The organism is Planotetraspora phitsanulokensis, assembly GCF_016863295.1.
GTDB classification, from domain to species: Bacteria; Actinomycetota; Actinomycetes; order Streptosporangiales; family Streptosporangiaceae; genus Planotetraspora; species Planotetraspora phitsanulokensis.
Genome location: NZ_BOOP01000037.1, coordinates 37,959 through 64,174 on the forward strand (window position 1 = coordinate 37,959; position 26,216 = coordinate 64,174).

A 26,216-nucleotide genomic window follows, 5' to 3' on the forward strand; every position below is an offset into this window, starting at 1 on the left:
CGGCCCGTGAGCAGCTCAGACGATGAGGTTTGGCCGGCCTATCTCGAGCACACCCGCGAGCTCGCGGGACAGCTCCTTCGCGCGGACGACCCTCACGACGTTGGGCTGCAATTCATGGGCGACACGATCGAGGTCATCACCACCGGCGAGTACGAGTACGCGGTTAGCATGTACAACTTGTGGGGTGAGCTCACCGACTGGGTGGAGCTCAAGCCAGCCGAGGAAGACCTTGCTAAAGCCGAGATGGTTCGGGCCGCCCGCGAATGGCTGGCCCTGAATCCTCGGGACAGCGACGCTGTACGCAGGTACTTCGATCACTGGCTACACGAAGTCTTCCACCACGATCAGTCGTAGCGTGATGCATCCGGCGGGGGCACTTTGGGGGCACATGGCACCGGAAAGTGCTGGCAAGCGATGACAACGAACGGAAGCGTCATCGCAGGTCGCTTCGGAGGTGGAGCGAAAGCATGCAGGTGGGAGGGTGCGGAATTTGTACCCGGCCTACAGGCCGACTCGTTTGGGTACCTGGTGAGACGCTTCATAAGCGCCCGGCTTCGGGGGTTGACCGGGCGCCCTCCATCTTGCCGAGAGCCGTCGGTGCGCGCAATGCCCCGCTCTCCTTTCGGCGAGGAGAGCGGGGCGCTGCTTCACACCCTGGACGGCGTCTTGGTTCGCTGGGTCCGCGATGCAGGCCGGCCAGGCTTCCTGGCCGGAGCTTCCTGCTTGTCGCGGGCGGTCGCGGGCTGGGCGGTTTCGGAGACCTTCTCGAGTTCCTGGGCGGCATCTCCGCTCACCTGCTTCACGACCTTCCGGCCTCGGACCGCCAGTTCGTCATAAACCTCGTTAAGCAGAGCAGCCACGGTGTCGGTGACCTCACGCGCCGGCTCCGGCAGGTTCTCGGCGACGGTCTTGCGGGCCTTGCTCGGCAGCTCTTTCGCGGTCTCGCCAACTTCTTGACGGCGCGTGCGCAGTTGCTTGGGCACCTTGCGCAGTTTCTCGACTGCGTAGCTGGCGGCGCCAGCGAAGGCATAGAACGGCTTGGACTCGGTGAACTGTCTGACCCTCGTGGTGAGCGCCATGGTCACCCCTTCTCTGTAATCCAGTAGGTAGGGCCGTCCGTCGAACGGATAGCCCACCGATCGGTGGCCTAGCTGGTTGGCTGGCTGGCCTGCCAATCCCTGGCCGGGCTGTCTTGCGGAACGACTCAGAGATCGATCAACGGGGCGACCGCTGATCGTGACGTCGGCCCGAATCGTGGCCACCGCGTCATCGTCGCCCCCTACCCACAGCCTCAGCGCTGCTGCCTGCAACATGTCCACCAGCAAGCCAAAAATCGGTCACGCCGACCGGCCGTACATCGCTATGTAGTTAAAGACGCGTGCCAGCCCACTCCCTTGGAGGGTGGCGGTCCGGGGACGAAGGTCATCAGGCACAGGCCCTGTAAGACACTGGGGGCAACGCGGTCCTTGATCAGGCCTTGCCCAGGCCATCGGTATCGGTAGGTGCCAAAACGGGGATCTTCGTGGCGAGCGCACGCCATTCGGGGGGAGCGGCGGGCGCTCGAGAGGAATCTGCCAGCAGGGCCCCCGCCCTCATGGAGAGAGGAGGCGGGGGCCGTTCGCGCGACCGGAGCACGGCGCGCAGGTGCCGCGCTGTGCCGTCCGATCTGGCTCTAGGCCAGATGCAGGTGGTCGCGTCGGGAGCCCTGATGTTCCGGAGCGCCGCTTGGGATGGCGACCATGGCAAGCCCGAATGCGAACTCGCTCAGCCACCGAGACCGGGTGATCGGGCGGCCCTGGAGACGGGGTCATGCCCAGCCCAGGGTCTCTCTGCTCTGTACCGATCTCCGGTTGGGGTACCAGGACGATTGTGGGCTCACTCCCTCCGTACACGCCGATGATGGCCCAGCTCGGGCCGCTGCCCGCTCCGCGAAGAGGACTTCGCCCGCGTTGCCAACAGCGCTTACATCGCCTCGGTCACCAGCTCCGACGAACTGGAGCTGGCCGCGCTCAACGCCCTGTACGGCGGGAACCAGGTTGAGGACCACGTCACTCGGTACAGCCGTACCGGCCACTACTTCTACGTACTCGCCGACGGCAACGCCGTGAACTTCCTCCATGGCGCGTCCGTGGGCGCATTCATCTACCTCGTCTAAGCCGACATCATCGCCGCCCTCGCCCTGCTCGCCTCACGCGAGCACGACACGGGCATGCACGAGGTTCCCGCCGATATCCGACAGCAGGTTGCCACCCAGTGGCTCAGCTACTTCGATGGAGGGTCATGACCAGCCACGCTGAGATCCGCGACACCGTCGCCCGATACCTGGCCCGCTTCCCCGAGGAGGCCGAGCCGCTGGCCCGGCTCACCGAGGCGCTCGACGGCAGCGGCGACCTCGCGTCCCGCTCCACGATCCCGCCGCACGTCACGTGCGGAGCGGCCGTCGTCAACGACCGTGGCCAGGTCCTGATGCTGCACCGCCGGGCCCTGGACCCGTGGCTGCTCCCAGGCGGCCACATCGAGCAGCACGACGCCAGCCTGGTCGGCGCCGCACTGCGCGAGCTCGAGGAGGAGACCAGCATCCCGTGGCAGCAGGCCGTCTCCCCGCCGGCGCTCGACACAACGCCGCTCGACATCGACGTGCACGAGATCCCCGCCAATCCTGCCAAGGGGGAGCCGGCGCACTGGCACGCCGATCTCCGCTACGCCTTCTGGAGCCGTGACACAGATGTGCGTCTCCAGTTGGAGGAGGTGACCGCATTCGCCTGGCGCGACCCGGGCGACCTCCACACGGTCCGGCTCACAGGGAAGGTCGCCGCCTACGCGTGACCTTCCCCCGACGGCGCCCCGCATCCCCGTTGGTCAGGGGGTGCGGGGCGTCCGTCGTGCGGCCCCGCCCGCCCTTCTTCGGCGGCAGGGCTTCCGCGTAAGATCCGCACATCGCTTTGAAATCATCCAGTCGTAGCGGCGAGCCGACCCAGCTCGGCGAGGGCATGCGCGGATGGGCTGCCGGGTTCCGCCTGACCGATGATGAAAATGTGGCCGGGAGCGCTGGTAAGGCGGAGCGTCTCAAGGTAAAGGGTCATTTCGCCGACTTGACGGTGGCGGAAGCGCATGAACACTTGAGTCCTGGTCTGGACGTCGTGGCGAGCCCACATCCGGCGGAAGTCCTCGCTTTTGCGCGAGAGCTCCTCGACCAGCTCGAGCACGAACGGGTCGTCGCGGCCGGTCCCTGCCACGGCGCGCAGGTGGGCTACGAAGTGGGAGGCCTCCCGTTCCCAGTCCACGTAGAACTCGCGTGCCGCCGGGTTGAGGAAGATCCTCCGCAGCACGTTGTCGTTGTCGTCAAACCCTTCGTGGAGAACTTTTGTCAGCCGATTCTTGGCCACGAAGTCCAACCGGCGATTCACCACGAAAGCCAGCGCGTGGTCGCATCCCTCAATGAATCGCAGCAGGTTCGGGGAAACACAGTTGCTCCGGCCACCCGCTCCAGACGTCCGGGGCCGCGCGAGTTCGTGGAGGTGCTCACTGGCCTCAGGGTCGAGGTGCAGGACTCTCGCCAGGGCGTCAAGCACTTGGTCTGACGGGCGGCGTTCGCGCCCCTGCTCGAGCCGGGTGTAGTAGTCCATGCTGACACCAGCGAGCGAGGCCACTTCATCGCGGCGCAATCCCGGCGTCCGGCGACGGTCGCCAACGCGCACAAGCCCCACCTGGTCAGGGGTCGTGAGCTGGCGCCGAGCGCGAAGGAACTCACCTAGAGGGCTTGGCATGTCGACAGGGTAGAAAATCGCAGGTCAAGACCGCAAAAGGGCGGGGTTCCGGTGCAGCTCCCGCTTTGCCTAGGGCTGACCTGGCGTTTCCTAGCCTGACCGGGTGGTGTTAGGGATGGTCGGCCCGAACGGGTATGAGGTCGAAGCGATCAACCTTGACGGTCGGCAGCGGCTGCGGGTCTCCGGATGGTGGGCGGCCGCCGCTACCTGATCGCGTACTGCCGCACGCCTGCGGAGGTGGTGGCCGATGTCGACCTGGCGGACCTGGTCGAGGTGACGGGCCGTTGCATGAAGACCACGCTGAAGGAATTCATGTCGCGGCGCTTGTTGGCGCCGACCTTCAGGCCTTCATCGAGGCGTGTTGACGTGGTTCGTGTAGATCCGGGTGGTCTTCGATCGCGGCGTCCGTTGGCGCCGCCCTTCATCGAGGCTCGGTGTGCAGCATGGACCAGGCTATGTCCGGAGACGTCACGGCGCTCCTGGGTGCCGCCCTTCATCGAGGCTCGGTCCGCGTGCCCTTGCCGGACTTGGACACCGCTTCAGGTCGCGGCGCTCTTGGGCGCCGCCCGCATCCGCGACCTCGGCTTCTCCGGTCGCGGCGTTTCTCGGGCGCCGCCTTCATCGAGGCGGGATGTAGCCGTCGGCCCAGTACGCAGGGACGGTGTCGCGGTGCGCACCTTGCATCCTGTTCTTCGCGCCGGGCTGGCCGACCTCTTCACCGACAAGCCCGGCTTCTGAAACGCTCCCCGCGAGGGCTTGCAGTCCTCGTGACGCGCCTCCAGCCCAACCTTGTTTTGGTGAGGGCGGTCGGTCGGATCAGGGCGCCATGAAAGGGTGCTTGGCGAGTAGGGCTTCGAAGAAGTTCTGGAGCATCGCGGTGACCGCGGCCTCGTTCCTGGTCAGCTCGTGGCCGCCGAACCGGTACACCTCATACCCCTTGAGCCGCAGCGCCCGGTCTTCGGCGGCCATCTTGGAGTACAGGTGGGGTGAGGCGGCCGCGCCTGCCTCCATGCCGTCGGCGTAGTGCTGCTGGCCGTCGACTTCCAGGACGACACGGGTACTGTGCGGCAGGAGCAGCAGGAAATCCATGCGCCCGCGTCCCAGCATGCTGTCCTTGCCGCCTCGCTGCCTTCGGGTCTGCGGGTCGTAGTGCAGGTACACCTGCGGGATAAGGGCGGGGCAGCGACTGGTGTCCTCGCGCAGGAGATAGGCCTGGGCGTAGGCGCGGAAGAGGACCTGCTCGGGTTTGCTCGCCAGGGACCTCCATAGCCGATTGCACAGATCTCGTCCGGCATCGAGATCGGACACCTCGGTGGAGAGGGATTGGCGGGCGCGCCACCAGGACAGCAGGTCGGCCCAGGTGAGCCCCTCGGGGTTCAGGGGCCTGTCGTAGACCAGGCAGTTATCGGCATTGCGCACGATCCGGATGTCATTGTTCACCGCGTCCCCGAGCACGATCTCGGGTTTGGGCCCGTCCGCGGCGAAGATTATGTTCTTCATCGTCCCGGAGACACCACCGCCGATCCTGCGGCTGGCGAAGATCGGCGCCCCGCTGATCTGGTCGACCTGGACGAGCTCGTACCCGTCATGGGCAAGGACGGAGTTGTAGAAGGCGTGCAGATGCCGGACCTCGACCTGCTCGGGACGCACCACGGGGTGAAGGGTCTCGACTAGGAACCGCAGGAGCCGCCCATCGTGCGCGCCGATGCCGAACCGCTCGTCCCGGTAGATCCAGTCGGCGGGGAAGTCGTCGTTGTTGATGCAGTGCTGGATGAGGTCCAAGCGGGCGGTGGCGTACCGGGGGTCGAGGCTCGGCATCCGGTCCAGGTCGTACAAGCGGTCGAGAAAGGCGACCTCGTCGAGCGTGCCCCACCAAAACAGATCCGGGAGCCCAACCGGGGCGCCCGCCTCCGCCAGCTCATCCATGATCTTCTTGCGGACTGCGTCGAGACCGTCGATGAGCCTACGGCGGGTGACCTCCGTGATCTGGACGGCAGTGCCATCGCGGTCGGCTTGCTGCCCGGTCTGCAGGTCCTCGATGGTCTCCAACCGGGCGAGCACCGGCTCGAACAGGCCGGCGAGGTAGGCCCGCCGCTTCGCCCAACCTCCCGCATCCGACATTCCCCGGCTCTTCCAGTACTGATGGAAACCGACCTGGTCGCGAAATGGCGGGTCGAACACGATACGAAGACGCCCCAGGACAGCACGCAGAGCCCTCAACGCGACGGCGATCTCGGCGTTGTCCAGCCGGAGGTTCTTCTGCTCGGTGCCGTATTCCAGCAGCTCGTCCCAGCTCAGACGGGCCAGCGCTGACGCGGCGTCGACGTCGGCGAGGTCCCCTAACGGTCCCTTGCGCAGCTGCTCCACCCGCGCGGAATCGAAGATCGTCCCGTTCGGCGTCTGGCTGAAACCCTTTAGGAAGGGATTACCGGGAAGCATCGCCTCATTATCCCCTGGCCACTCTGATCTCGGACAAAGGTTTGCTGAGCCGCGCTTCCAAGCACTTGAGCCCCCGGACGGTCGCGCGGCCAATCTACTTGCCTTACGTGGGCTGAACGACCTTCAAGCGGCCGACTTTGACCATCGGCATGCTGAGGCCGGGGTCTCTGGCCAGGCCATACGGAGAGCGGCTGCGGCACTCCGCGAGGCCGAAATAGGTAAGCAACGCAAGCAGAACGTCCAGGTGTTCGCTGTACCGGGCGGACTTGCTGTCTTCAGCCATGCAAGCCCTACTTTCGGCGTCGAAGGTCCTGACGCCGGTCACTACGCAGATCGTCCAATAGCCGCGCCGCGTTAGCGTCCTTCGGGACCGTTTTGGCCGTTCGGTGGCAAGTCATGACGAAAGCGGGATTCGGCGGCGATTGGTACAACTTCGTATATATCGGCCGGAGAATCTCAAGCGTCTGGGGGAGCCGGTATTACGCGGAACCAGGAAAACCTGTCTTCAAGGGATCGGCCGGTGCGTGGCCAACGCCGCACTTCCACACGCGGATTCGCCTGCATCGGTGAGAGATTTCCGGAATACCTCTCATCGCCCCTTGGTCTCGGATACGGTCACCTCGATCCCGCTTTCATCCAGGTCTCTCGTCGCCGCTTGGCTATCCGGGACAGTTCTTCGCCCGCTTCGCGGGTCCTTCATCTCGCACCTCCGGTGATAGCAGCCGGGGGCGACATTCCGTCTCAGTCAAGGAGGAACCGATGTCTCCGATCACGTTGGACACGCTGCTGGGCGCCACTGCCCCAGGAGGCGGTAGCTGTCTCACATCGACCACCGAACTCGCTCCTGCGGGAGGGGGCCATCAGGCGGTGGCGCCCGCCAAGTTCGCGGCCCCACGGGGGAAGGAGAGCGTGTACGCCTACGAGCGGCGATACCTCGACGAAGATCTGCGAACCGCGGTGATCATCGATTCGAAGCAGAGCCAACTCAACCGGGCGGAGGCCGGGTTGGCGCTGGCCATCGAGGATGGGAACCCCGTCTTATCGCGGATGCCGCGAATCGTCGTCACGTACGTGGTCGATGGGCGGGTGGAGAAGTACTCGGATCTCACCCTTCCGCACAGGGCATACGACGGGCACATCCGCGCCGCTACGAAGGATGGGGTCCCGGTCACTGACCTGCCGGAATACCGTGCGATCCGCGATGCCTCGCCGGCGAACGCGCGGGCGTTGCTGGATGCCAGCCCGATCACGCTGGTGTACGGGGGTTGGGATTCGAGCAGAAGGGCGCGGCAGGGTCGCTGGCGTAGCGCTCTGGTGGGGGAGATCATCGGGTTCTGCCGCGAGCGGGAGCCGTCACTGCGTGGTGGCGCCCGTGTGGATGGCGTCGGCATGCAGATGCTGCTGTCCGGCAAGGATCTGCGGGAGATCGTGGAGCGCCAGTACGGCGAGTTGAGCGCGAAGAAGGCGAACGACCTGCTCAAGGCGGCAGACAAGGCGACCAAGGACAAGGCCCCGATCTCGGCGTCGCCCGTGGGCTTGGGTGGTATCCCGCCCGCGCTCAGCCAGTTGGCCGGCGTCGCATGCGAGCGGATCATCCGAAGCCATGTGCTGTCGTTCGCCACGCTGCGGCAGATGCGGTTCGGCGCCGGGGCGCAGGGCGACCAGGCGTGCAGGGCGCTGCTGGCGGCGTTGGCGCTCAACGGGCTGGCCCGCTCGGACGCGGAGCTGTATCTGCGGGCCAACTGCGACCTGGTCGAGGCGGATGGCACCAGGGTGACGCTGGATCAGCGCGGCGGCCAGACGATCAGTCTCGAGCCGCTCGGCATCAAGGAGGCGGACGCCCTGCTGGCGGAGGCGTTGGCGCACGCCGAGCAGGAGGCTGGCGTCCAGTGGAACGGTCCGGTGCTGGAGGTCGACGGAAACCCCGCGATCGTCGCGGGCGCCGTGGCCGGTGACGCGGCCGACGAGGAGTGATCGGCTGTGCCGTACGCCATCATCGCCGAGCTCCCGCTCGGCACCTACCACGGTCACACGGGTGACGGTGAGATCGATTCGGTTCCCTCGCCGGCTCGGCTGGCGGCGGCGCTGTTGTGCGCGGCGGCGAGCGGACCGCGGGCCGAGCACGACGGCGTGCTGCTGAGCCCGTGCGAGGCGGACATGGCCGCGCTTCGCTGGCTGGAGACTCATCCGCCGGACGGAATTCGTGTGCCCCCACTGTCGGTGAACCAGCCCGATGGGCTGGCCTACCGGATTCGGCTTCTGGAAAAGCGCCCGCATGGACGGGTCTTCTCCCGCACACCGCAACCATTGGGGTCGGTCGCGGTCAACGGGAGTTACGCCTGGACATGGCAGGTCGGCCCCCCTGCCGCGCTTCGTGAGCCGATCGAGGCGCTGTGCGCGGACGTGTCGCACCTGGGCATGGCGGAGACTCCTGTGCGGATGCGTGTCGGGACGGCCGAGCCCACGCATGATCTGGTCCCGGACGCGGACTGGTGGGACACCGCCAAGGGTGATCTGGACCTGGACGTTCCGGAGCAAGGTAGGGCGCATGCCCTCCTGGCGGCCTACCGGACCGACAACGGCAAGGCCCCAGCTGTCACCAAGGACAGGCTGGTCAGCAACGAGACTCATGTGCGACCGACGCGGGTCACAGCAGCCATCGCTTCGGCCAGGTACGCCTCCCGCCAGCCAGCACCTCCCAGTGGTCCATGGGGCCAGGTGCTGCTCGCGGACGTCGACACGCCCCTGACTCGCGAGGCCGATCGGGTGCGCTGGGCCGTCACCATGCACAAGGCCCTGATCAAAATGATCGGGTACGGTGCTCCACCTGTGCTGACCGGCGTGTATGGCCCCGAGATCGTACGGCCGGCCAACCGGTGCGCCATCCAGATCCTCACCGAGCAGGAAGCGTCCGCCAGCGGAGCGTCCTCAAAATCCCTGTTCGCTCTGATGTTGCCGTCCGACATCGACGGGGCGGACTACAAGGTCATCAAGGACGCATGGGAAGCGCTCACCGAGATCCGCCCCGGCCGGCGTCTGTCCTTGACCACACGCCCAGAGCAGCGCGCGGACCAGTTCTGGAACGCGCCACCCGACGGGCATGTCCGGTTGTGGCGCACCGTTCCGGCCGCTGTGCCGGAGACGCGTGGACAGGGCAGGAACTGGACGCTGACCGACGCTATCCGGCTGTCGGTCGGCCTGGTCCTGCGGGACCAGCTGGGCATACCCGCGAGCAAGGGCAGTTCGTGGTACCGCGAGGTCGCCGAAGCCGCGCGACGAGCCGGGCTCACAGTGGCGAACGCCGAACCCGTCCGCGATGGAGACTTGAGTCGGTTCGTCCACAAGATCCCTGCCGGGCTGCCGCTGCGGCCCTACCGAGCGATCATCGACCTCGCCACCCTGACCCCCTCCCGGGGGATGCTCGCCATCGGCCAGGCGCGGCATCTGGGCAACGGGCTGCTGGTGCCCGAGGACGTCCCAGCTGATGAGGTAACCCGATGACACTGTCCCTCAGCGACTTCAATGACTTCTTCTCCGCCGTGAACAGCCGGGACGGAATCCCTCACGACGGCATCCGCCCGTTCGGTTGGCAGCGCAGGCTCCTGGAAGGTCTCGTCCGGGACGGCAGGTGGCCCGATGTCATCGGTGCGCCGACCGGTGCCGGGAAGACCAGCGTGATCGATGTCCATGTGTTCGCCGTCGCGCTGATGGCGGCGGGTGCCGTCCCTCGGTTGCCGCGCCGCTTGTCGATGGTCGTGGACCGGCGAGTGCTCGTTGACGATCAGTATCAGCATGCGTGTGAGCTGCGTGACAAGCTTCATCCAGGGGCCGGCAGTCCGCCGGCCAGCGACATTCTGGCCGAGGTCGCCCGCCTCCTGCGGTCAATGCTCGTCACCGCCGATGTCGCATCCCCCCTCATGGTCAGCAGGCTGCGCGGGGGGATGCCGGCGCCGCGTGCCTGGCGCGACGACGCGACCGCCTGCCAGGTCATCTGTGCGACACCCGACATGTGGGGCAGCCGGCTCCTGTTCAGCGGGTACGGCACCAGCTCCTCGTCCCGGCCTCGCGAGGCAGGGCTGCTCGCCTTCGACTCGGTGGTGGTCGTAGACGAGGCGCACCTGTCCCGGCAACTCATCCGAACGACCCGCCGCGTCGCAGAATTGGCAGCCATCAGCGATCGTCGATTGCCCGTACCGGTGCTCCAGGTTGTGGAGGCAACCGCGACCCCAGATGAGCCCGGGTCAATGGTCGTGGCCGACGTGGACGAGGCCGACCTGTCCGAGAGCCCGGCCCTGGAGGAGCGGCTGCGCAGGCCCAAACCCATCGAGTTCCTGGAACTGCCGACCTGGCCCATTCCCACCAAAGGCCCCGCCCGAGCCTCCGCACTGGCGTCAATGGCAGACTGCGCGACCAGGTTGCGCAACACCTACGGCCCGACGATCGGCTGCTTCGTGAACAACGTGGCAACCGCGACGGATCTCGCCGCGCTGCTCGGCAAGCATGGCGAAACGCGCCTGGTGTGCGGCCGGCTGCGCCCGTACGACCTGGACCGGCTGCAGAACACCAATCCGGGCCTGCTGAGCGCAGACGGCGATCCGAAGGTCGATTTCCTGATCTCCACACAGAGCCTGGAAGTCGGCGTCGACCTCGACTGGGCCGCCGCCCTGGTCGAGCTGGCCCCCGGTTCTGCCATCACGCAACGCGCCGGCCGGGTCAACCGCCGCGGCAAGCGCGCCGACACCCGCATCGTCGTCGCGATCCCCGCCAAAGAAGTCGGTGAGAAAGCCAACACCGCGCCCTACGAACCCGAAGACCTGAACGCCGCGCTCGCGTGGCTGCGCGAACGTCAGGTCGACTCCAACGGGCTTGCCCCGTGGGTGCTGCGTGAGCATCCACCGCCCGGCCAGCGGCGGCGCCGCACCCTGTTGCAGCGCGCAGAACTGAGCGACGCGTGGATGTGGGCGCGAACCAGCGACCGGCTGTTCGCCACCAGCGATCTGGACCTGTGGCTGTCCGACAACCTTGTTGAAGACCTCGACGTGGGAATCGTCGTACGACAGGGCCTGCCCGCCGACCCCGTTGCGGCCATCGAACTGCTTCGAGCGCTCCCACCGTTCGACTACGAGGCGATCCCGGTAAAGATCAACACCTGCCGGACCAGGATCGAAGAGATCACCGCACCGGTCTTCCTCGTCCGCGACGACGACGTGTCGATCTATTCGGCCCAAGATGTGCGCCCGGGCGACATCGTCGTGGTAGACGCGAGTTCTCCGATCTTCACCGTGATCGACGGCATGGCGCTGGTGGACCAGACCGGCAGCAGTGCGGCGGCGGATGTGCTGGAGGGCCCCGCCCATCCGAAGATCGGTCAGTTCGTCTTCCGGCTTGGCCACGGCCCGTTGCTTGATCCCGCCGCGTTCGATGATGACGAGACCAAGACGGCGATCGCCCACGTCCTGACCATTGCTGCAACCCTCAGGGACACCGACAGCCTCGACGGGCGCCGAGGACGGGCCGAACTGGCAGACGCTCTGGACAAGCTCACCCCGTTGCTGGCCGAACCCGTGGCCGACAGGGTACGGGCCGCGGTCAAAGTCCTTCTGAGGGCGAACCTCAAGGATTTCGAGGTTCACGTGCTCGGCGAGCCGCCTGTCAGCCTCCTCATCACCGACAACCGCCGGATGCTCCACGACGAGGCCGCACGCCAGCAGTGGACACCCCGAGAGCGCGTCCCCTTGCACGCCCACGCCGCCGCCGTCGCCGAGCGGGCCCGGATCACCAGCGATCAACTCGGCCTGGAATCTCAGAGCGACCTGCTGGAACTCGCTGGACTCCACCACGACGACGGAAAAGCCGACTCACGATTCCAGCTCAGCCTCGACCCCCAGCGGACAAGCGAACTTCCCCTGGCCAAAAGCGGTATGAGCACATCGCGGCAGATCAAACAGGCTCGAGCCGAATCAGGCCTGCCATCCAGGTGGCGCCACGAGCAGCTGTCCGTACTCGCCTGCTGGAACGCCCTCGCCGACCTTCCCGCAGACGACCGGGACCTGGTCGCACGTCTCGTCGGCACAAGCCACGGGGAGGGACGCTACGGATTCCCGCACACCGTCACCGAACTCACTGGAGACGACACCCACCAGGAGCTGGGGCGGCTCCTCTACGGCGAGGGCGAATGGGACCACATCATCGAGCGAACACATTCGATCTTCGGCATATGGGGCTGCGCCTACCTGGAAGCACTGCTCCGAGCTGCCGACGGCCAAGTGTCCAGCGAGGGATCATGAACGGGATCACCCTCGGCGGCGACCCCCGCCGCCTCATCACCCACCTGGCCCTCTACGGCCTGGCCGCAATCTGCGCCGACGCCGGCCACACTGACCTGCGCATCTCGTGGACCACAGGCATGCGCCCCCGCCCGCACCTGGACATGCACCCAGACACTGCCGCGGATATCGTCCACGCCCATGCACGCGACTGCGACTGGGTGAAAGAGACGATCAACCTCGCCGGCACACCCCGCGGCCTCATGAGCCCCCGCCTGACCGCCATCAGCACCGACGACGGTTGGCAGGAACTCCAAGACCGGCGCCACAAGGTCCTCGACACTCTCACGGCGGCGCGTGCGGTCCTCGGCCTTCGCTTTCTCGGCGCTCTCGGCGAACCGGCCTACTGGCGCTTCGACAAGAGGACGGGAAAGCGGGTGCAGGACGATGCAGCCAACCGGCTGGAGATGCAGCCACGAAACACCGGAGCGGAATTCGTCGGCAGCCGCCTCAGCAAGATCGCTGAAAAGGTCGCCGCGCGGACGACCAGCCAGATTCTCGACGGACTCCTCGGGCGCCACGTGCGCGACGAAGTCTCCGGCGACGCGCCTGACAGCCGTTCGGCCACCGGATTGGACGCTCCCGGGCCCGCTGACAACGCCGTGGTGTGGTGTGCGCTGTGGGGCATATCCCAGATCCCCATCGCCCTGCGGACCGGCGGACCGGCATTGACCAGCGTCTCCGTACGCAACAGCCGCCCTGAGCACTTCGCCGTACCCATGTGGCGTATCCCATGGCATCCCGCGCGGCTTCGCAGCATCCTCGCCTCCGCACAATTCCAAGCCGTCGCAGCCGCGCTCGCCCGCCGAGAAGTACCCGACGAGAACCCTCGGCTGTGGCTGACCTCCCGCGGAGTGACCGCGATCATCACATTCCCCGTGACCATTTCCGGCAGCGACAAAGCCCCGGAACGCCGAGCGGGCGCTGGCCAACTCCACCCAATCGGCAGGCGCCAATGACCATCCCCTTCGGGGACCGTGACCCCATCCACATCAGCCTCGTCGCGCACCAAGCGTTCTTGCCCTCGCCGGGCCTGGCTCGAGGCGGCTGGAGAAAGCACCGACACCGGCCAGATGGCGGTGGGGACCCGCGACCACACATCCGTCGACGACCAAGCCTCCTCTCGATCCACCCGTGTGCGCTCGCTCGACGCGATCAGCGACCGTCTCAACATCGTCGGGCGCTGCGACCTCGTCGAATTAGACGCCACCGGAGAGTTGACGGTGGTCGAAACTATCGCGGCGCTCGTTGGCTCCCCTTCATCGAGACCCGCGTGATCGACGGGTCGTGCTGTGGGTCGACGAGGGTCGCGGCGCTCGTTGGCGCCGCGCTTCATCGAGGCTTGACGGTTCCGGCGTCCTCGGTCTCGTCCTTCGAATCGCGGTGCTCGTGGGCGCCGCCCTTCATCAAGGCGCGGCATACGGGTGGATGGACAGCACTCCCCGGGGGCTCGCGGCGCTTGTGCGCGCCGCCCTTCATCGAGGCCCGATGCCGGGGCACGCGCTCGGCATGTCGCCGATATCGCGGTGCTCGTTGGCGCCGCCCTTCATCGAGGCTGCGTGGTCTTCATGGCCGGGGGCATCTGCGCCAGCCGTGCGGCGCTCGGTCGCGCCGCCCTTCATCCAGGCATGATTTGTGCGATCGTGGCCAGCGCGTACGTGACCGTCGCGACGCACGTTGGCACCGCCCTTCATCGAGGCACCATGCTCCATGTCTTGGGATCAAGCATCCCGCGACGTCGCGGCGCTCCTGGGCGCCGTCCTTCATGAGGCTCAGGAGGGGTGGTCATATGGGTCACGGCGCTCCTGAGCCGCCCTTCATCGAGGCTTGTCCGCGGCGGTCTTGCCGTCCCCGAACTTCCCGATCGCGGCGCTTGTTGGCTCCGCCCTTCATCGAGGCGTCCGCGAGTCGCATCCGATCCGCACCCTCGGCCCCGTCGGCCCCGTCGCGGCGCTTGTTGGCGCCGCTTTTCATCAAGCCGGTTGAATAGGACACGACCTAGCTAATCTACGGTCGCGGCGCTCGTGGGCGCCGCCCTTCATCGAGGCACGACGTTCTGCGCCTGCCGGCGATACCTAGGAAGTCGCGGCGCTTGTTGGCGCCGCCCTTCATCGAGGCCGCACGGGGCCGGCGGTCGCGGTGACAGCGGCCATGAGTCGCGGCGGTCCAGAGCGCCGCCCTTCATCGAGGCATGTATACGTAGCGGGACGCCCGCTCTCGCTATTGAAATCGCGCGCTCGTGGGCGCCAGCCCTTCATCGAGGCGACGCCATCCGCGACGCGGACGAGTCGGAGGCGGGGCGGTGCTCGTGGGAGCGGCCCTTCATCAAGGCCAGTAGGGATCAAAGGCTGTGAAGTTCATGCCGAGGTCGCGGCCCTGGTGGGCGCCGTCCTTCATCGAGGCAAGGCAGGCATCTCCGCAGTCGGCCTGGAAGCTAAGACATCGCGGCGCTCCTGGGTGCCGCCCTTCATCGAGGCCCGCGCCGGATGGTGGTCATGTCGGGCACGACCACGTCGCGCGGCGCTCGTGGGCGCCACCCTTCATCAAGGTGCCTACTGGCGGACTGGCCGAGACGCGGTCAACCATGGTGCTCGTTGGCGCCGCCCTTCATCAAGGCCTGATGCGGCGCCTCGCCGGTCTCGAGCGGCAGGTGGCGAGTCGGGGTGCTCGAGAGCGGCGCCCTTCATCGAGGTCCGACGATCGCCACGTCGCCTGGGTGGATGTCCAGCTCGCGGCGTTCGTGGGCGCCGCCCTTCATCAAGGTACAAACCAGCCGAAGGGAGGCTCATGACCAAGCGACAGGTCGCGGCACTTGTGGGTGCCGCCCTTCATCGAGGCTCCATGACGACCCTGATGCCGAAGCCGTTGTAGGACTCAGTCGCGGCGCTCTTTGGACGCCGCCCTTCATGGAGGACTGTCCTGCATGTCAGTCTTGGCCAACACGGGCTGATCGCGGCGCTTGTTGGTGCCGCCCTTCATCGAGGTCAGAGATCCACACGATCAGCGGTCGGGTACCGAGGCGCTCATTGGCGCCGCCTTTCATCGAGGCTGGGCGACGATCCGGCTGTACGGCAGGACGCGCGGGTCGCGGCGCTTGTGCGCGCCGCCTTTCATCGAGGCTCCATAGCCATTGGAGACCGAAGCCCTTGTAGGAACGTCGCGGTGCGTAGTCCCTGCTTCATCGAGGGTGAACCCTGTGGGTGGTGATGACACCTGGATCACGTCGCGGCCTCCACATGGCGACCTTGCCACGCTTAGGCTGCCCGCCCGCTGCAGCTGACGAGATGTCAGGCTCAGCGCGAAGATCATGAAGTTGACGGGCGAGGATCTGGCGCTGAAGTTCAGCGGCGCCGGCCTGTGCCTCGGGGCGTTCGGCACGGACACGGGCGTCCTGGGCACTTGCCCTCAGCGCCGCTAATTCAGCCTGATGGGCTGCGGTGACCAAGGCCAACTGACGATCTGCATCGGCGCGCAGATTGTGGATCTCTCCCCGGGCCTCTGCAGCGGCTTGCTCGGCTTGAGCTCGGGCGCGATCCCGCTCGGTCTCGGCTGTCTCGGCGCTCGCGCAGCACTGCCTTATCGGCGGCGGCCTCGGTAAGCGCCTGCTCAGCGAGAGGTGAGCCGATCCGCGTGCGCGTCGCAGACGCCTCACCAAGGGCATGTGGATTTGGGCGTCGACTTCGCCCCATGCCTTCCGCGATCCGCTACCCGTCGCTGTCGGGGCTATAAATGAGCGCCTGCTCAAGGTCTTGTTCCACCTCATGGAGTGACCTCGCCGCCAAGCTCACGGTTTCGGTGTATCCCGCATATGGCATGTCTTCGGCGCGCACGCCATAGGGCAGCGCGAGTGACGACCACAGCTTCAAGACCTGCCCTTCGACGAACCGGGCCCGGGTACCTCGCATCGAGACCGTGGTGACCAACGTCCACCCCGTACTCCGGTGGAGTTCGATTCGCCGGCTTCCGGCCTTGGCTATCCCGATCTTCGCGGCATCGAGTCGTTGGTGCACCATGAGGTACACCAGGGCATCATCGTCGGCCTTGATGCCGTAACCGCCGCAATAGACGCAGGCCCCGGTTCCGGCGTGCTTGATGCTGTCGAACGTTGGCTCGATCTCTCTGCGGCAACCCGGATTCAGGCACCGCGACAACCATCGCTCCTTCACTCCAGGGAACGGGACGAGCGGTTCTCCGCCTGCCAACCGGAGCATGTCTTCCGCCTGCTCGGGCCTGATGGGCCCGTTTCGCCGGCACAGGTCGCAGCACTTCGGCTGGCCCTGCTTGATCGCCTTCTTTACACTGGACAACGTGGGAGACGTCTTCCCCTTGCAGTTCCCGCATACCGACTCCCAGGGCGTCCGGTTGTCCACGTACGGGACTGTCGGCGTGAGGCCACGAAGCGCCATCACCGCACGCGCCTCCGCCTCCGTCTTCTTCTCCGAACCGCTGCAGGAACGGCATGGCCCCTGAGTTGAACTTGGCGAGCACACGTTGCTGTATCGCGGAGATCTCGGCTGCCGGCACGTTGCGCAGTAGCCCGGCCAGGGCTTGTCCGCGCCGGGAAAGGGAACGGTCGGAATCCACCCTTTGGCGCGCATCCGGGCCTCGGCGACGTGGGGGTCAAGCGGCGCTGGCACAGGTGCCTCCAGGAGCACGGAATTGCCGATGCCTGGCAGGTTCGCAGACGCCGCCGACAATTGATCCGCGGCCGCCAAGTCGTGGATGCCCCACGGGTCGCCGAGGGACGAAGGGCAGGCGTCTTGCCGCAGTAAATGCCGGATTTACTGCGCCAACTCCGATGCGATCATCAACACGTACCTCATTCAGCCTGAAGCGTCCCCCGACACGTGACACTCTGTCCGCGGGTCGAGGTGTACGCATTTACTGCGGCAACTATCATGGGGTGCCATCGTGTACATGATCTACATCGACGACAGTGGGCAGAAAGAGGTCCGCCGCCGACACATGGGTGAGCTCGTCTCGGTCGGCGGCGTGATCGTCCCCGAACCCGCAGTCGCCGGCTTCGCGACCGCGCTCGACGGCATCCGCGCGGAGTTCGAGATCCCCGAGGGCGAGGAACTCAAGTGGAAGCCACCCAAGAGCACCTTCCAGGCGAAAGCGACCGGCCCACTGATCACCGAACTGCGCCAGCGGATGCTTCAGGCCGCCATCGATAGCGGCATCAAGTCTGCCGTCGTGGTGTGGGACCGTGGTCATGTCCCGTGGGAGAAGACTCGCGTCGAACCCGAGATCCTCAAGTACCTTTATGAGCGGATCGCGTCGTACCTGCGCGAGCGAAACGACGTCGGCATCATCATCGCCGACCAGCCGGGCGGCGGCCGCAAGGACGAAGTGAAGTGGCTAGCCGACACTCTCGGCCTGACCCGGGAAGGCACCCGCTTCGCCACGCCCGATCGTGTCGTCTCGCCGATCCTGACTGCACCGTCCCATCACGTCCCGCACCTGCAGCTGGCAGACCTCGTCACCGCAGCCACCACCGCGGCGGTCGCCGGGCAGCCGGCCGGGATGAAGCTGGCGAAGTGGCTGAAGGAACTCGCTCGCACCAACGCGCATGGGCTTGTCGGAGGCACGGGCGTGGCGCTGTGGCCACCCGACCTGGTGGACTTGCACTACTGGATTTTTCAAGAAACCCACTACGCCAAGGGATCCACCGGACATCCGATCGGCCCATCCGACAACCCTTTCAGCGACCCTGGGCGGACCTACCAGCGCGACGACGGGCTCCCTGGCCCTGACAGCCCCACCAGCAGGCCCCCCTAACGACGGCGAGAAACGCCCTTCATCGAGGCCCGACCATTTGTGTGGATGATGAACACCCGCGGCGTGCCGATCGCGGCGCTCGTTAGTGCCGCCCTTCATCGAGGCAGGTTCGGACCCGCTTTGGTGACCAGGTTCAACGCCCGTCGCGGCGCTCCAGAGCGCAGAGGCAGGTCCGTCAGGTACTGCGGGACGACCAACTGGTGGCCCGGTGCGCGGGCGCCGCCCTTCATCGAGGCATGCAGGCATCGCTGTACCGTCCGAGTCCGTCAGGCATCGCGGTGCCCGTTGGCGCCGCCCTTCATCGAGGCGTGAACTCGGTCGGCGGGGAGGATGCCAGGATCACGTCGCGGCGCTTGTAGGCGACGCCCTTCATCAGGCAGGATCTCCACACTGGCCTCAATAGCGAGTTTGAGCCGCGGCATCTTGGGTGCCGCCCTTCGTCAAGGCAGTCCGGGGCAAGGCCAACTACCTTTCGTGAAACATGCAATCGCGGCGCTCGTTCGCGCTGCTCTTCATCGAGGCGGTGACCAGATCCGCCGCCTGGAGGAGCGCGAGGATCGCGGCGCTTGTTCGCCGCCCTTCATCGAGGCGTCCGGCCGTGTGAAGATCGGATGGCACGCCCGGATCGCAGCGCTCGGTCGCGCCGGTTCTCCCTCGAGGCCAGACGCCGATTCCACTGGCGTTGTGACCGGTTGTTGGCGGTGCTCGTGGGTTCTGCCCTTCATCGAGGCTACTGAACAGCCATATGCAAGGCCGACTCAGGCGTGAGATCGCGCCGCTCAATCGCGCCGCCCTTCATCGAGGCGACGAATAGCCGTGGCTCGCCCAGATACTGAACGACGACATCGCGGCGCTCGTTCGCGCCGCCTTCATTGAGACATTTAGCGCAGGACAGGCAGCCCAGGAGCGGGGATCGCGGTGCTCCTTGGCGCCGCCTTTCATCGAGGCAGGATGTTCGCGGTGGTGGTCTCGGACGGGAACAGGTGTCGCGGCGCTCATGCGCTCCGCCCTTCATCGAGGCGTCCAGAAGGCGAACTCCCCGCCGGGCCGGCGGATGCTGCGGTGCTCGTTGGCGTCGCCCTTCATCGAGGCCAGACGCCGATTCCGGCAGTGTTGTGTCCGGTGGCGTCGCGGCGCTTGGGAGCGCCGCCTTCATCGAGGCCCCCATTTGCGAGCGAGGCCGAGAGCCGTTCCGCCATCGCGGCGCTCCAGAGCGCCGCCCTACATCGAGGATTCGCAGGGGCAGCGGACTGCCAAACCTCAATAGGTATCGCGGCGCCCGTTGGCGTCGCCCTTCATCAAGGGTTGATTTCTTCATGATTCTGGACGCCTACCCTGAAGTCGTAGCGCTCCTGGGCGCCGCCCTTCATCGAGGCCCGAATAATCCCACGCCGATTCGTCGGTTACGGTCGTCGCGTCGCTCCCAGGGGCCGGCCTTCATCGAAGCCGGTCGGCGGCCTCGGCCGAACCCTCGCAGGACTTTTCGCGTCGCTCGCCGGGTGCCGCCCTTCATCGAGGGTTGTTGATCAAGAACAGGTTGTATCCGGTCACCGGTCGCGGCGTTCATCGGCGCCGCCCTTCATCGAGGCTCGATGCCGGTCATCTCGAAGTAGACGTTGCCTTCGTCGCGGCGCTCCTGGGCGCCGCCCTTCATCGGGGCGGTAACGCCATTCTTGCTACTCGTAAGCTCCAGCTATCGCGGCGCTCGTTGGCGCCGCTCTTCATCGAGGCTGGGCGACGACGCGCCCGTAGGGGATCACCCGGGGTCGCGGCGCTCCAGAGCGCTGCCCTTCACCGAGGAAGGTCGTCGCGTTTGACCAGGCCGGACTTCGGGTTGGAGGTATCGGCGCTCGTGGCACCGCCCTTCATCGAGGCCCGAGCAGCGCGCCGAGCGTTTGCGGCAGAAGTGCGGGGTCGCGGCGCTCGTTCGCGCTGCCCGTCATCTAGGCACCGGCCTATGGGGTCTCATGAGACGCCGTGGGATCGATCGCGGCGGTCGTCGCTGCCCTTCATCGAGGTATCGTCGACCGGATCAGCATGGCCGTCAAGTACGAATCGCTGTGCTCCTTGGCGCCGCCCGGTACGCAGGACGGTGTCGCGGTGCTTGTGGGTGCCACCCTTCATCGAGGCCCGAAGAACGCGAACTCGATGTTCGCAGGCCCCATATCGTGGCGCTCGCTGGTGCCCCCCTTCATCGAGGCTCCATAACCACCCGCAGACCGAAGCCCTTGTAGGAACGCCGCGGCACTCTTGGGTGCCGCCCTTCATCGAGGTGGCCCCGACTCCGAGCGCGTCTGCCGACAGTTCCAGATTGCGGCGCTCGTTGGCGCCGCCCTTCATCGAGGCGCGTCCGGGCGGAGGTACAGCATCTCCTCCTCCAGAGTGGCGCCGCTCGTGTGCGACGCCCTTCATCGAGGCACCGCCAGCCTGTACATCCGGACGGGCACATTCGACCATCGCGGCGCTCGTTGGCGCCGCCCTTCATCAAGGCATGCAGGGCATCGCCGTACCGGCCGAGAGCGTGCGGATCGCGGTGCTCGTTGGCGCCGCCCTTCATCGAGGCTCCATAGCCACTGGAGACCGAAGCCCTTGTAGGAACGCCGCGGTGCGTAGTCCCTGCTTCATCGAGGGTGAACCCTGTGGATAGTGATGACACCAGGGTCACGTCGCGATCTCCGCCTGGCGACCTTTCCCACGCTTAGGTCTGCCCGCCCGCTGCAGCTGACGAGATGTCAGGCTCAGCGCGAAGATCATGAAGTTGACGGGCGAGGACCTGGCGCTGAAGCTCAGCGGCGTCGGCCTGCGCCTCGGCGCGTTCGGCACGGACACGGGCGTCCTGGGCACTTGCCCTCAGCGCCGCCAATTCAGCCTGATGGGCTGCGGTGATCAAGGCCAACTGACGATCTGCATCGGCGCGCAGATTGTGGATCTCTCCCCGGGCCTCTGCAGCGGCTTGCTCGGCTTGAGCTCGGGCGCGATCCCGCTCGGTCTCTGCAGTTTCTGCTCGCACCAGCGCGGCGCTCACCTGCTCGCGCAGCATTTCCTTGTCGGCAACAGTCTCTGTAAGAGCCTGCTCAACGAGGGTGAGCCGAGCTGTGTGCGTGTCGCACGCGGCGCGCGCCTCCGCTAGCGCGCGTCGCACAGCTTCGAGCTGTTTTGCCTGTACCAGCTGAGCAGCGCGCAACTCATCGACGGACCGCAAGGCCGTATCCCGCTGGTCAATCAGGTCAGCCCGGGCGGAAAGGGCGGCGTCACGGGCGGCCTCCGCGCGGCCGCGAGCCGCTTCGTGCTCGGCCACCTGCTGCCATGCTTCGGTTCTGGTCCGTTCGGCGTCGGTGCGCGTATCCTCCAGCCGCCGCTCTGACTCGAGTCGCTTTTGTTGGGCGGCGCGCTCGGCCGCTAGCGCCTGGCGGTGAGCTCGCTCGGCCTGTGTGGCTCGCTGTTCTGCTGCCTCGGCGAAGTTGCGGGCCTCGGCGGCTTCCTCTTCGGCGGCCTCGACTTCCGCCAGCGCGCCGTTTTGCGCCTGCTCGAGCTGACGGGTCAGCTCAGTGAGCACCGCGGTGAGTTCACTGAGACCCGGGCGGGCGGTGTCGCTCAACTGGGTGGCCGCGGCGAGATGGGCGGAGATCGTGGCGGCCTGTCGCTGACGACGAGCGCGGGACGCGGCGTCGGCACATGCCTTGCGGCAGTACCGCGCCGGCCGCCCGGCCTTGCGGTGTCCGTGCTCGTCGAGGGCCGCCGGTGGCATGGGGCCACCGCAGAATGCGCAGACCGGCCCGACCTCGGGGTCGGTCATGTCGGGAGCAGTTGATGGACCGTGCGGCTCGGCGTTTGGCGGATCATCGGGCACGCTCAGACCGTAGCAGCTATTTCGCGGCTCCTGCGCGAAATATCTTTTCGCGATATCTTAACGCGAAATCACGCACCAATTCTCGTACCCCATAATCACGGTTATGGGGTACGACGAAGACGACGTTCCCAATGGCCTTCTTGCGTCACCATTACTTGGGCGGGACAGGGGGCATCAGAGCGCTCAAGGAGTACGCCAGGAACGCTTCGGGCGGACCACTCCTGGCAGGGGGCCTGCCGGGCACCGGGCGGGACAACCGGTAGCACGAACCAGCAGATGGCCACCGACAGGCGAAGTCATGCCGACGGATGCGACAGGCCATGCCGCAGGAGACCACCGCTGTGATCATTCAGGTGTGATGGAACTGAAGATCGTGCGGTGGCCACGTTCTGAATTGCGCCTCCTCTACCGGCAAATGTCGGGGCGCATCTAACGGGGGCCGCGCCCACTGTCCGAGAAATCGGCCAAGCCTCATGAGGATCCACCCCCTCATCGAATGGATTATGGATTCGATAATCAGTAAACTGGGAGCGTGCGTGGCGTGGCTGTGGGCGATGTGCGTGCGGTATCGGCTCACCTGTTCGGCAACCGATACCGGCTGGAGCTGCTTGCCGCGTTCGCGGAGGCTCCAGAGGGCCGGGTGAACGTGGGTGCGTTGGCCGCCGCTCAGGGTGTGGAGGCTGCGGTCTACTACCCGGCGCTGCGAGATCTGCTGGCTCTGCAGATGGTGGACAGAGTGGCCGAGCTCACGCGGGACCGCCGGCGCTGGTATCAAAGGGCAGGCGGCGACAGGATATGGGAACCCATGCGGGAGTTGGTTGCAGGCCTGCGGGGGCATTTCGACGAGATCTTGGGGTCCGCTGTGAACCCTGACTCAGGACACGAGAAGGTAGGGGCATGAGCGGCGCCACAGAGGTCTCTCTGGAGACTCTCTACGATGAGCGCCTACGCCTCATGGACGGTGTGCTGTCGACATGGTCATGGGCCACGCTTCGAGGCATCGAGGTGATGCTGAATTACGAGGCACACCCTGGTGAGGTCGAGCGCCGGCGACAGGTGGGCTTGGGCGCGATCACTTCCGCCGACGCGCTACGGTTTCTGCTGGGACTACCTGTCGGCACGCCGGTTCCCCTGGCTGCCTTGGACCAGAACGAACGTCACCTGCTGCGCATGCTTCCCACGGGCACGGTGTGCGTGGAGAACGGGTTTGTGACGCGGCTTGCGGTTCCACCTGTTGATGCCGGCTTGGTCGTGGTTCCGACTCGTTCGTGGCGTCTCGGCCTGGAGCGCGCCGGCAGGTTCGCGCCGTTTTGCGCACGCGCGATGATGCTGCCCAAACCACCGCCTAATCTGGACGTGCTGCGGATGGAAGCCGACTTCTACGGCATCGGCGTGATCACCTATGTCGATGCGGCACCGGTAACTGTGGTGCCACCGGAGCCGTTCCGTCGCCACCGGTTCACCGCGGCCGGCTGGTTGTTCCTAGAAGAGGCCCACCGGCAACTCCTCTAGCTCTGTCGGGACGATTCGCGATCATCGGTGGCGTCTTTGTCGCCGCCGTCCGCGATGGGCAGTGTCGCCCACTTCTGCAGGGGCGGCTCCGGCTTGAATCGGCCCGGCTGTTTGATCCGGTTGTTCTCGAGGGCATGGGCGTCAACGGCGAGCTTGCAGCGCGAGCGCCACCACCGCTGCCGGTCGGGAAGCGCTGGTTGGTCCAACAGGTCGGGTAGCCAGGCGTTCCAGGTCGCGGTGTTGTGCGCGTGCGCGGCGGCCTTCACCGCGTCGGTGAGGCCGAAGAAGGAATCCAGATACCCGCCGCACTGTGGGCAGTGGCAGCGCGGAGGAGCAGCGTTGGCGTAGGAGGTGGCGAGGAACTCCGCGGTGCTGAACCGCAGCAGGTCGGGCACCAGAACGGCCGGGTAGTTCGGACCCGATCTGGAGGTCTGTGCCCGTTCTCCGGCAGGGACGAGATGCCGCACAGAGCCTCCGGCGCCGATCGCGGCGAACCCGGCCCCGTGGGCCAGCGCATCGAACCCTGCCAGGTCGGTCCGCCACAGCCCCGTCCCAGGCACCTTGGCGAGCAGTTCGCGCAAGTGCTGCGGCGCAGCCGCGAACTGCTTCAGCGGGTCGTACTGGCCCCCGAGAATCAACGCGACCGGATGCTTGATGGCGCCGAGCACGGCGATGAGAGCGGACTGGGTTTCCGGCCGCAGCCAACTGATCGAGACCGGCAACGTCACGATGACGTCGTCGCGGCCCAGGGTGTTGACCTTCTTCATGATGGCCTTCAACGAGGCGATGTCGGCGGCCTTCACATACCGCGTGGGCGTGATCGCGAAGTTCGCGCCGCGGTCGATCTGCGCCTGCAGCACGCTGTCCAGGTCCCCGCCGAACAGGACGTTCTCCGGCAGCGAGAAGGGCGCGTCCGCCGTGGCGACCTCCTTTTCGTAGGCCGCGCAGTCTTCGGCGAGCACGCCCGTGAAAGACGGCCGCAACTGGCGCAGCCGCGCCGAGCTGCCATCACCGCACAGGACCAGGCCGCTTCGGGCCGGGTCGAGGTGGTCGGGCGCACGAGTGACCAGCTTGGCTCGTTCCAACATCAGAATGCGCTGATGGACGGCATACACGGCCGCGCCCTGGTCGTTCGGCGAGGTGAGCAGGGAACTCGCCGCGGTGGGGGGCTGGGCGGTGGTGCGGTCATTCATGTGCTCACCTCGTGAGACTTAACCGACGTTGAGGAGGTGCCCGGCCGGACCGGGTTTGAGCAAGAACAGCAGGGTGAACTCTTCGGGGAGTAGCCCTGCCTGTTCGGCGGCATGGCCGAGGCCATGCTCATGGGCGAGCTGCTGCGCGGCGGCGGGGACCATGTGGGGCAGCTCTCGGTGGATCTCGCCTGGCTCGTGGGTGCGGTAGCCCAGGGTGGACATCTCAATGATCAAGTTTCGGTATTGCCACTCGCTGATCGTGGCGAGTGTCAGGGCCTTGCGGGCGAGTGCCGCCATGGACACTCCCCACCGGTGCTTCAAGGCCAGCAGCCGGGTCAGGTCGAGGCTGCCGCTCAGTTCGGCGCTGATGTCGGGCGCGGGCATCAGGAATTCGCTGGCGAACTCGTCTGCTTGCCGCTCCTGCACGGGGGTGGCGCCCGGCTCGGGATGCATGATGATGTGGCCGAGCTCGTGGGCAAGGCTGAATCGGAAACGGTCGGCTGGGGCATGCGCGGCCAGAAGAAACAACGGGTTCTCCACACCGTCCCACTGGCTCACCGCGTCCAGGTCTCGGCTATCGAGATCTCTGATCACAACAAGCCCGCCGGCACCTTCGATCAGCGCGACCAGATTGGGGATCGGACCGGCCGGAACGTCCCACACCTTGCGTAGCGATTGGGCGGCCTCGGTGGGTGTGTCCAGGTCTGTGACCTCGAACCGTTCGAAGCGCGGCTGGTGCCGCTGCTGGAACGCGGGTGTGAGGAGGCCGCGCGTCTGCAGGCGGGCGAGTGCGAGCTGCGCGTGGATCCGGCGCAGCGCCTGAGCCCCCAAGGCGGCCTTCTTGCGGTGGTGAACCAGCCCGATCCCTACTCCGGAAAGCTCAGCATCCACGCACAACATCACAGGTGGATACCTCAGGGCAGCCGCGTACAGTGCCAGCCGATCACCTTCGACGGTCAGCCTGCCCGCTTCGGCTTTGCTGACATACCCCTGGGTGATCCGTTCGCCGGTTAGCTTCGACATGGCTGCCGCCAGCGCCGTCTGGGTCATGCCGCGCGACTCGCGGGCCAGGGTGAGCATGGTGGCCTGGGCTACCTTCGCAACCTGATCCATGTCACACCTCCAACCACGACAAACCGTCACTCGATATCCCACAGAATACACCATCAAAATATTCCTCATATCAAACTCGCTGGCGGAGGCAAACATGGCCACTGGGAAACGACGGCCCCTACCTCGTCAAGGCAGAGGTCCCAGGCGGCGTGTGCGCCGACGCGCGGGGCCCGGGATTGTCGTCCCGGTTAGCTAGGGTGATCAATCTGGCTGACACAGGGTCAAGCCGGGCTGG

At 66.5% G+C, this 26,216-nt stretch carries 20 protein-coding genes; 11 read left to right on the top strand and 9 right to left on the bottom strand.

From position 1 onward, the window contains the following. The first annotated feature begins 6 nt into the window (after positions 1–6). Positions 7–354 carry a hypothetical protein gene (locus Pph01_RS34180; protein ID WP_204077344.1) on the top strand — a complete coding sequence of 116 codons (348 nt, stop codon included), beginning with the start codon at positions 7–9 and terminating at the stop codon, positions 352–354. A gap of 293 nt (positions 355–647) precedes the next feature. Here Pph01_RS34180 and Pph01_RS34185 read toward each other — a convergent pair whose 3' ends face one another. Then, positions 648–1,079 carry a hypothetical protein gene (locus Pph01_RS34185; protein WP_204077345.1) on the bottom strand — a complete coding sequence of 144 codons (432 nt, stop codon included), beginning with the start codon at positions 1,077–1,079 and terminating at the stop codon, positions 648–650. A 1,201-nt stretch (positions 1,080–2,280) separates the two neighbouring features. Between Pph01_RS34185 and Pph01_RS34190 the strand changes: the two genes are divergently transcribed. Beyond that, the gene (locus Pph01_RS34190; protein ID WP_204077346.1) at positions 2,281–2,826 is read left to right on the top strand and encodes an NUDIX hydrolase; all 546 of its coding nucleotides are present in this window, start codon (positions 2,281–2,283) and stop codon (positions 2,824–2,826) included. Between the two features lie 122 nt (positions 2,827–2,948). Here the strand turns inward: Pph01_RS34190 and Pph01_RS34195 are convergent, their stop codons facing one another. Then, positions 2,949–3,767, bottom strand: coding sequence for a helix-turn-helix transcriptional regulator (locus Pph01_RS34195; protein ID WP_204077347.1), 819 nt, complete (start codon positions 3,765–3,767; stop codon positions 2,949–2,951). A 186-nt stretch (positions 3,768–3,953) separates the two neighbouring features. Between Pph01_RS34195 and Pph01_RS34200 the strand changes: the two genes are divergently transcribed. Next, positions 3,954–4,505, top strand: a complete 552-nt coding sequence (locus Pph01_RS34200; protein ID WP_204077348.1) for a hypothetical protein — start codon at positions 3,954–3,956, stop codon at positions 4,503–4,505. Positions 4,506–4,583: 78 nt separating this feature from the next. Here the strand turns inward: Pph01_RS34200 and Pph01_RS34205 are convergent, their stop codons facing one another. Then, a complete protein-coding gene (locus Pph01_RS34205; protein ID WP_204077349.1) occupies positions 4,584–6,206 on the bottom strand; it encodes an AbiJ-related protein in 1,623 nt (540 codons plus the stop codon). A 103-nt stretch (positions 6,207–6,309) separates the two neighbouring features. Next, positions 6,310–6,489: a hypothetical protein gene (locus Pph01_RS34210; protein ID WP_204077350.1), complete on the bottom strand. Its 180-nt coding sequence runs from the start codon at positions 6,487–6,489 to the stop codon at positions 6,310–6,312. A 476-nt stretch (positions 6,490–6,965) separates the two neighbouring features. Here Pph01_RS34210 and cas7g point away from each other — a divergent pair, with 476 nt between their 5' ends. The 4 genes from cas7g to Pph01_RS34230 are packed head-to-tail and all read left to right on the top strand — an operon-like array spanning position 6,966 to position 13,491. Then, positions 6,966–8,180 (top strand): type I-G CRISPR-associated RAMP protein Csb1/Cas7g, encoded by a 1,215-nt coding sequence (cas7g, locus tag Pph01_RS34215; protein WP_204077351.1) that lies wholly within the window; start codon positions 6,966–6,968, stop codon positions 8,178–8,180. A gap of 6 nt (positions 8,181–8,186) precedes the next feature. Further along, positions 8,187–9,707: a type I-G CRISPR-associated protein Csb2 gene (gene csb2, locus Pph01_RS34220; RefSeq protein ID WP_204077352.1), complete on the top strand. Its 1,521-nt coding sequence runs from the start codon at positions 8,187–8,189 to the stop codon at positions 9,705–9,707. Next, positions 9,704–12,493: a type I-G CRISPR-associated helicase/endonuclease Cas3g gene (gene cas3g, locus Pph01_RS34225; protein ID WP_204077353.1), complete on the top strand. Its 2,790-nt coding sequence runs from the start codon at positions 9,704–9,706 to the stop codon at positions 12,491–12,493. Before csb2 ends, cas3g begins: the two co-directional genes overlap by 4 nt. Next, positions 12,490–13,491: a hypothetical protein gene (locus tag Pph01_RS34230; RefSeq protein WP_204077354.1), complete on the top strand. Its 1,002-nt coding sequence runs from the start codon at positions 12,490–12,492 to the stop codon at positions 13,489–13,491. The genes cas3g and Pph01_RS34230 overlap by 4 nt, the downstream gene beginning before the upstream one ends. Before the next feature lie 516 nt (positions 13,492–14,007). Here the strand turns inward: Pph01_RS34230 and Pph01_RS34235 are convergent. Next, entirely contained in the window at positions 14,008–14,226 is a 219-nt protein-coding gene (locus tag Pph01_RS34235) for a hypothetical protein (RefSeq protein WP_204077355.1), read from the bottom strand. Positions 14,227–16,236: 2,010 nt separating this feature from the next. Next, a complete protein-coding gene (locus Pph01_RS34240) occupies positions 16,237–16,698 on the bottom strand; it encodes a hypothetical protein (RefSeq protein WP_204077356.1) in 462 nt (153 codons plus the stop codon). A gap of 142 nt (positions 16,699–16,840) precedes the next feature. On the opposite strand from Pph01_RS34240, the gene Pph01_RS34245 reads away from it, so the two are divergent. After that, entirely contained in the window at positions 16,841–17,002 is a 162-nt protein-coding gene (locus Pph01_RS34245) for a hypothetical protein (protein ID WP_204077357.1), read from the top strand. Positions 17,003–17,449: 447 nt separating this feature from the next. After that, entirely contained in the window at positions 17,450–18,313 is an 864-nt protein-coding gene (locus Pph01_RS34250; RefSeq protein ID WP_204077358.1) for a DUF3800 domain-containing protein, read from the top strand. Between the two features lie 2,698 nt (positions 18,314–21,011). On the opposite strand, the gene Pph01_RS34255 is transcribed toward Pph01_RS34250, so the two are convergent. Continuing rightward, positions 21,012–22,109 (bottom strand): coiled-coil domain-containing protein, encoded by a 1,098-nt coding sequence (locus tag Pph01_RS34255; protein ID WP_204077359.1) that lies wholly within the window; start codon positions 22,107–22,109, stop codon positions 21,012–21,014. Positions 22,110–22,695: 586 nt separating this feature from the next. On the opposite strand from Pph01_RS34255, the gene Pph01_RS34260 reads away from it, so the two are divergent. Both Pph01_RS34260 and Pph01_RS34265 read left to right on the top strand, forming a co-directional pair. Next, positions 22,696–23,064 (top strand): hypothetical protein, encoded by a 369-nt coding sequence (locus Pph01_RS34260; protein WP_204077360.1) that lies wholly within the window; start codon positions 22,696–22,698, stop codon positions 23,062–23,064. Continuing rightward, a complete protein-coding gene (locus Pph01_RS34265) occupies positions 23,061–23,675 on the top strand; it encodes a hypothetical protein (RefSeq protein WP_204077361.1) in 615 nt (204 codons plus the stop codon). The genes Pph01_RS34260 and Pph01_RS34265 overlap by 4 nt, the downstream gene beginning before the upstream one ends. On the opposite strand, the gene Pph01_RS34270 is transcribed toward Pph01_RS34265, so the two are convergent. Both Pph01_RS34270 and Pph01_RS34275 read right to left on the bottom strand, forming a co-directional pair. Then, on the bottom strand, positions 23,672–24,868 hold the full coding sequence (locus tag Pph01_RS34270; protein ID WP_204077362.1) for a hypothetical protein: 1,197 nt from the start codon (positions 24,866–24,868) through the stop codon (positions 23,672–23,674). The genes Pph01_RS34265 and Pph01_RS34270 overlap by 4 nt on opposite strands. Positions 24,869–24,886: 18 nt before the next feature. Continuing rightward, positions 24,887–25,981 carry an ImmA/IrrE family metallo-endopeptidase gene (locus Pph01_RS34275; protein ID WP_204077363.1) on the bottom strand — a complete coding sequence of 365 codons (1,095 nt, stop codon included), beginning with the start codon at positions 25,979–25,981 and terminating at the stop codon, positions 24,887–24,889. Positions 25,982–26,216 lie beyond the last annotated feature (235 nt).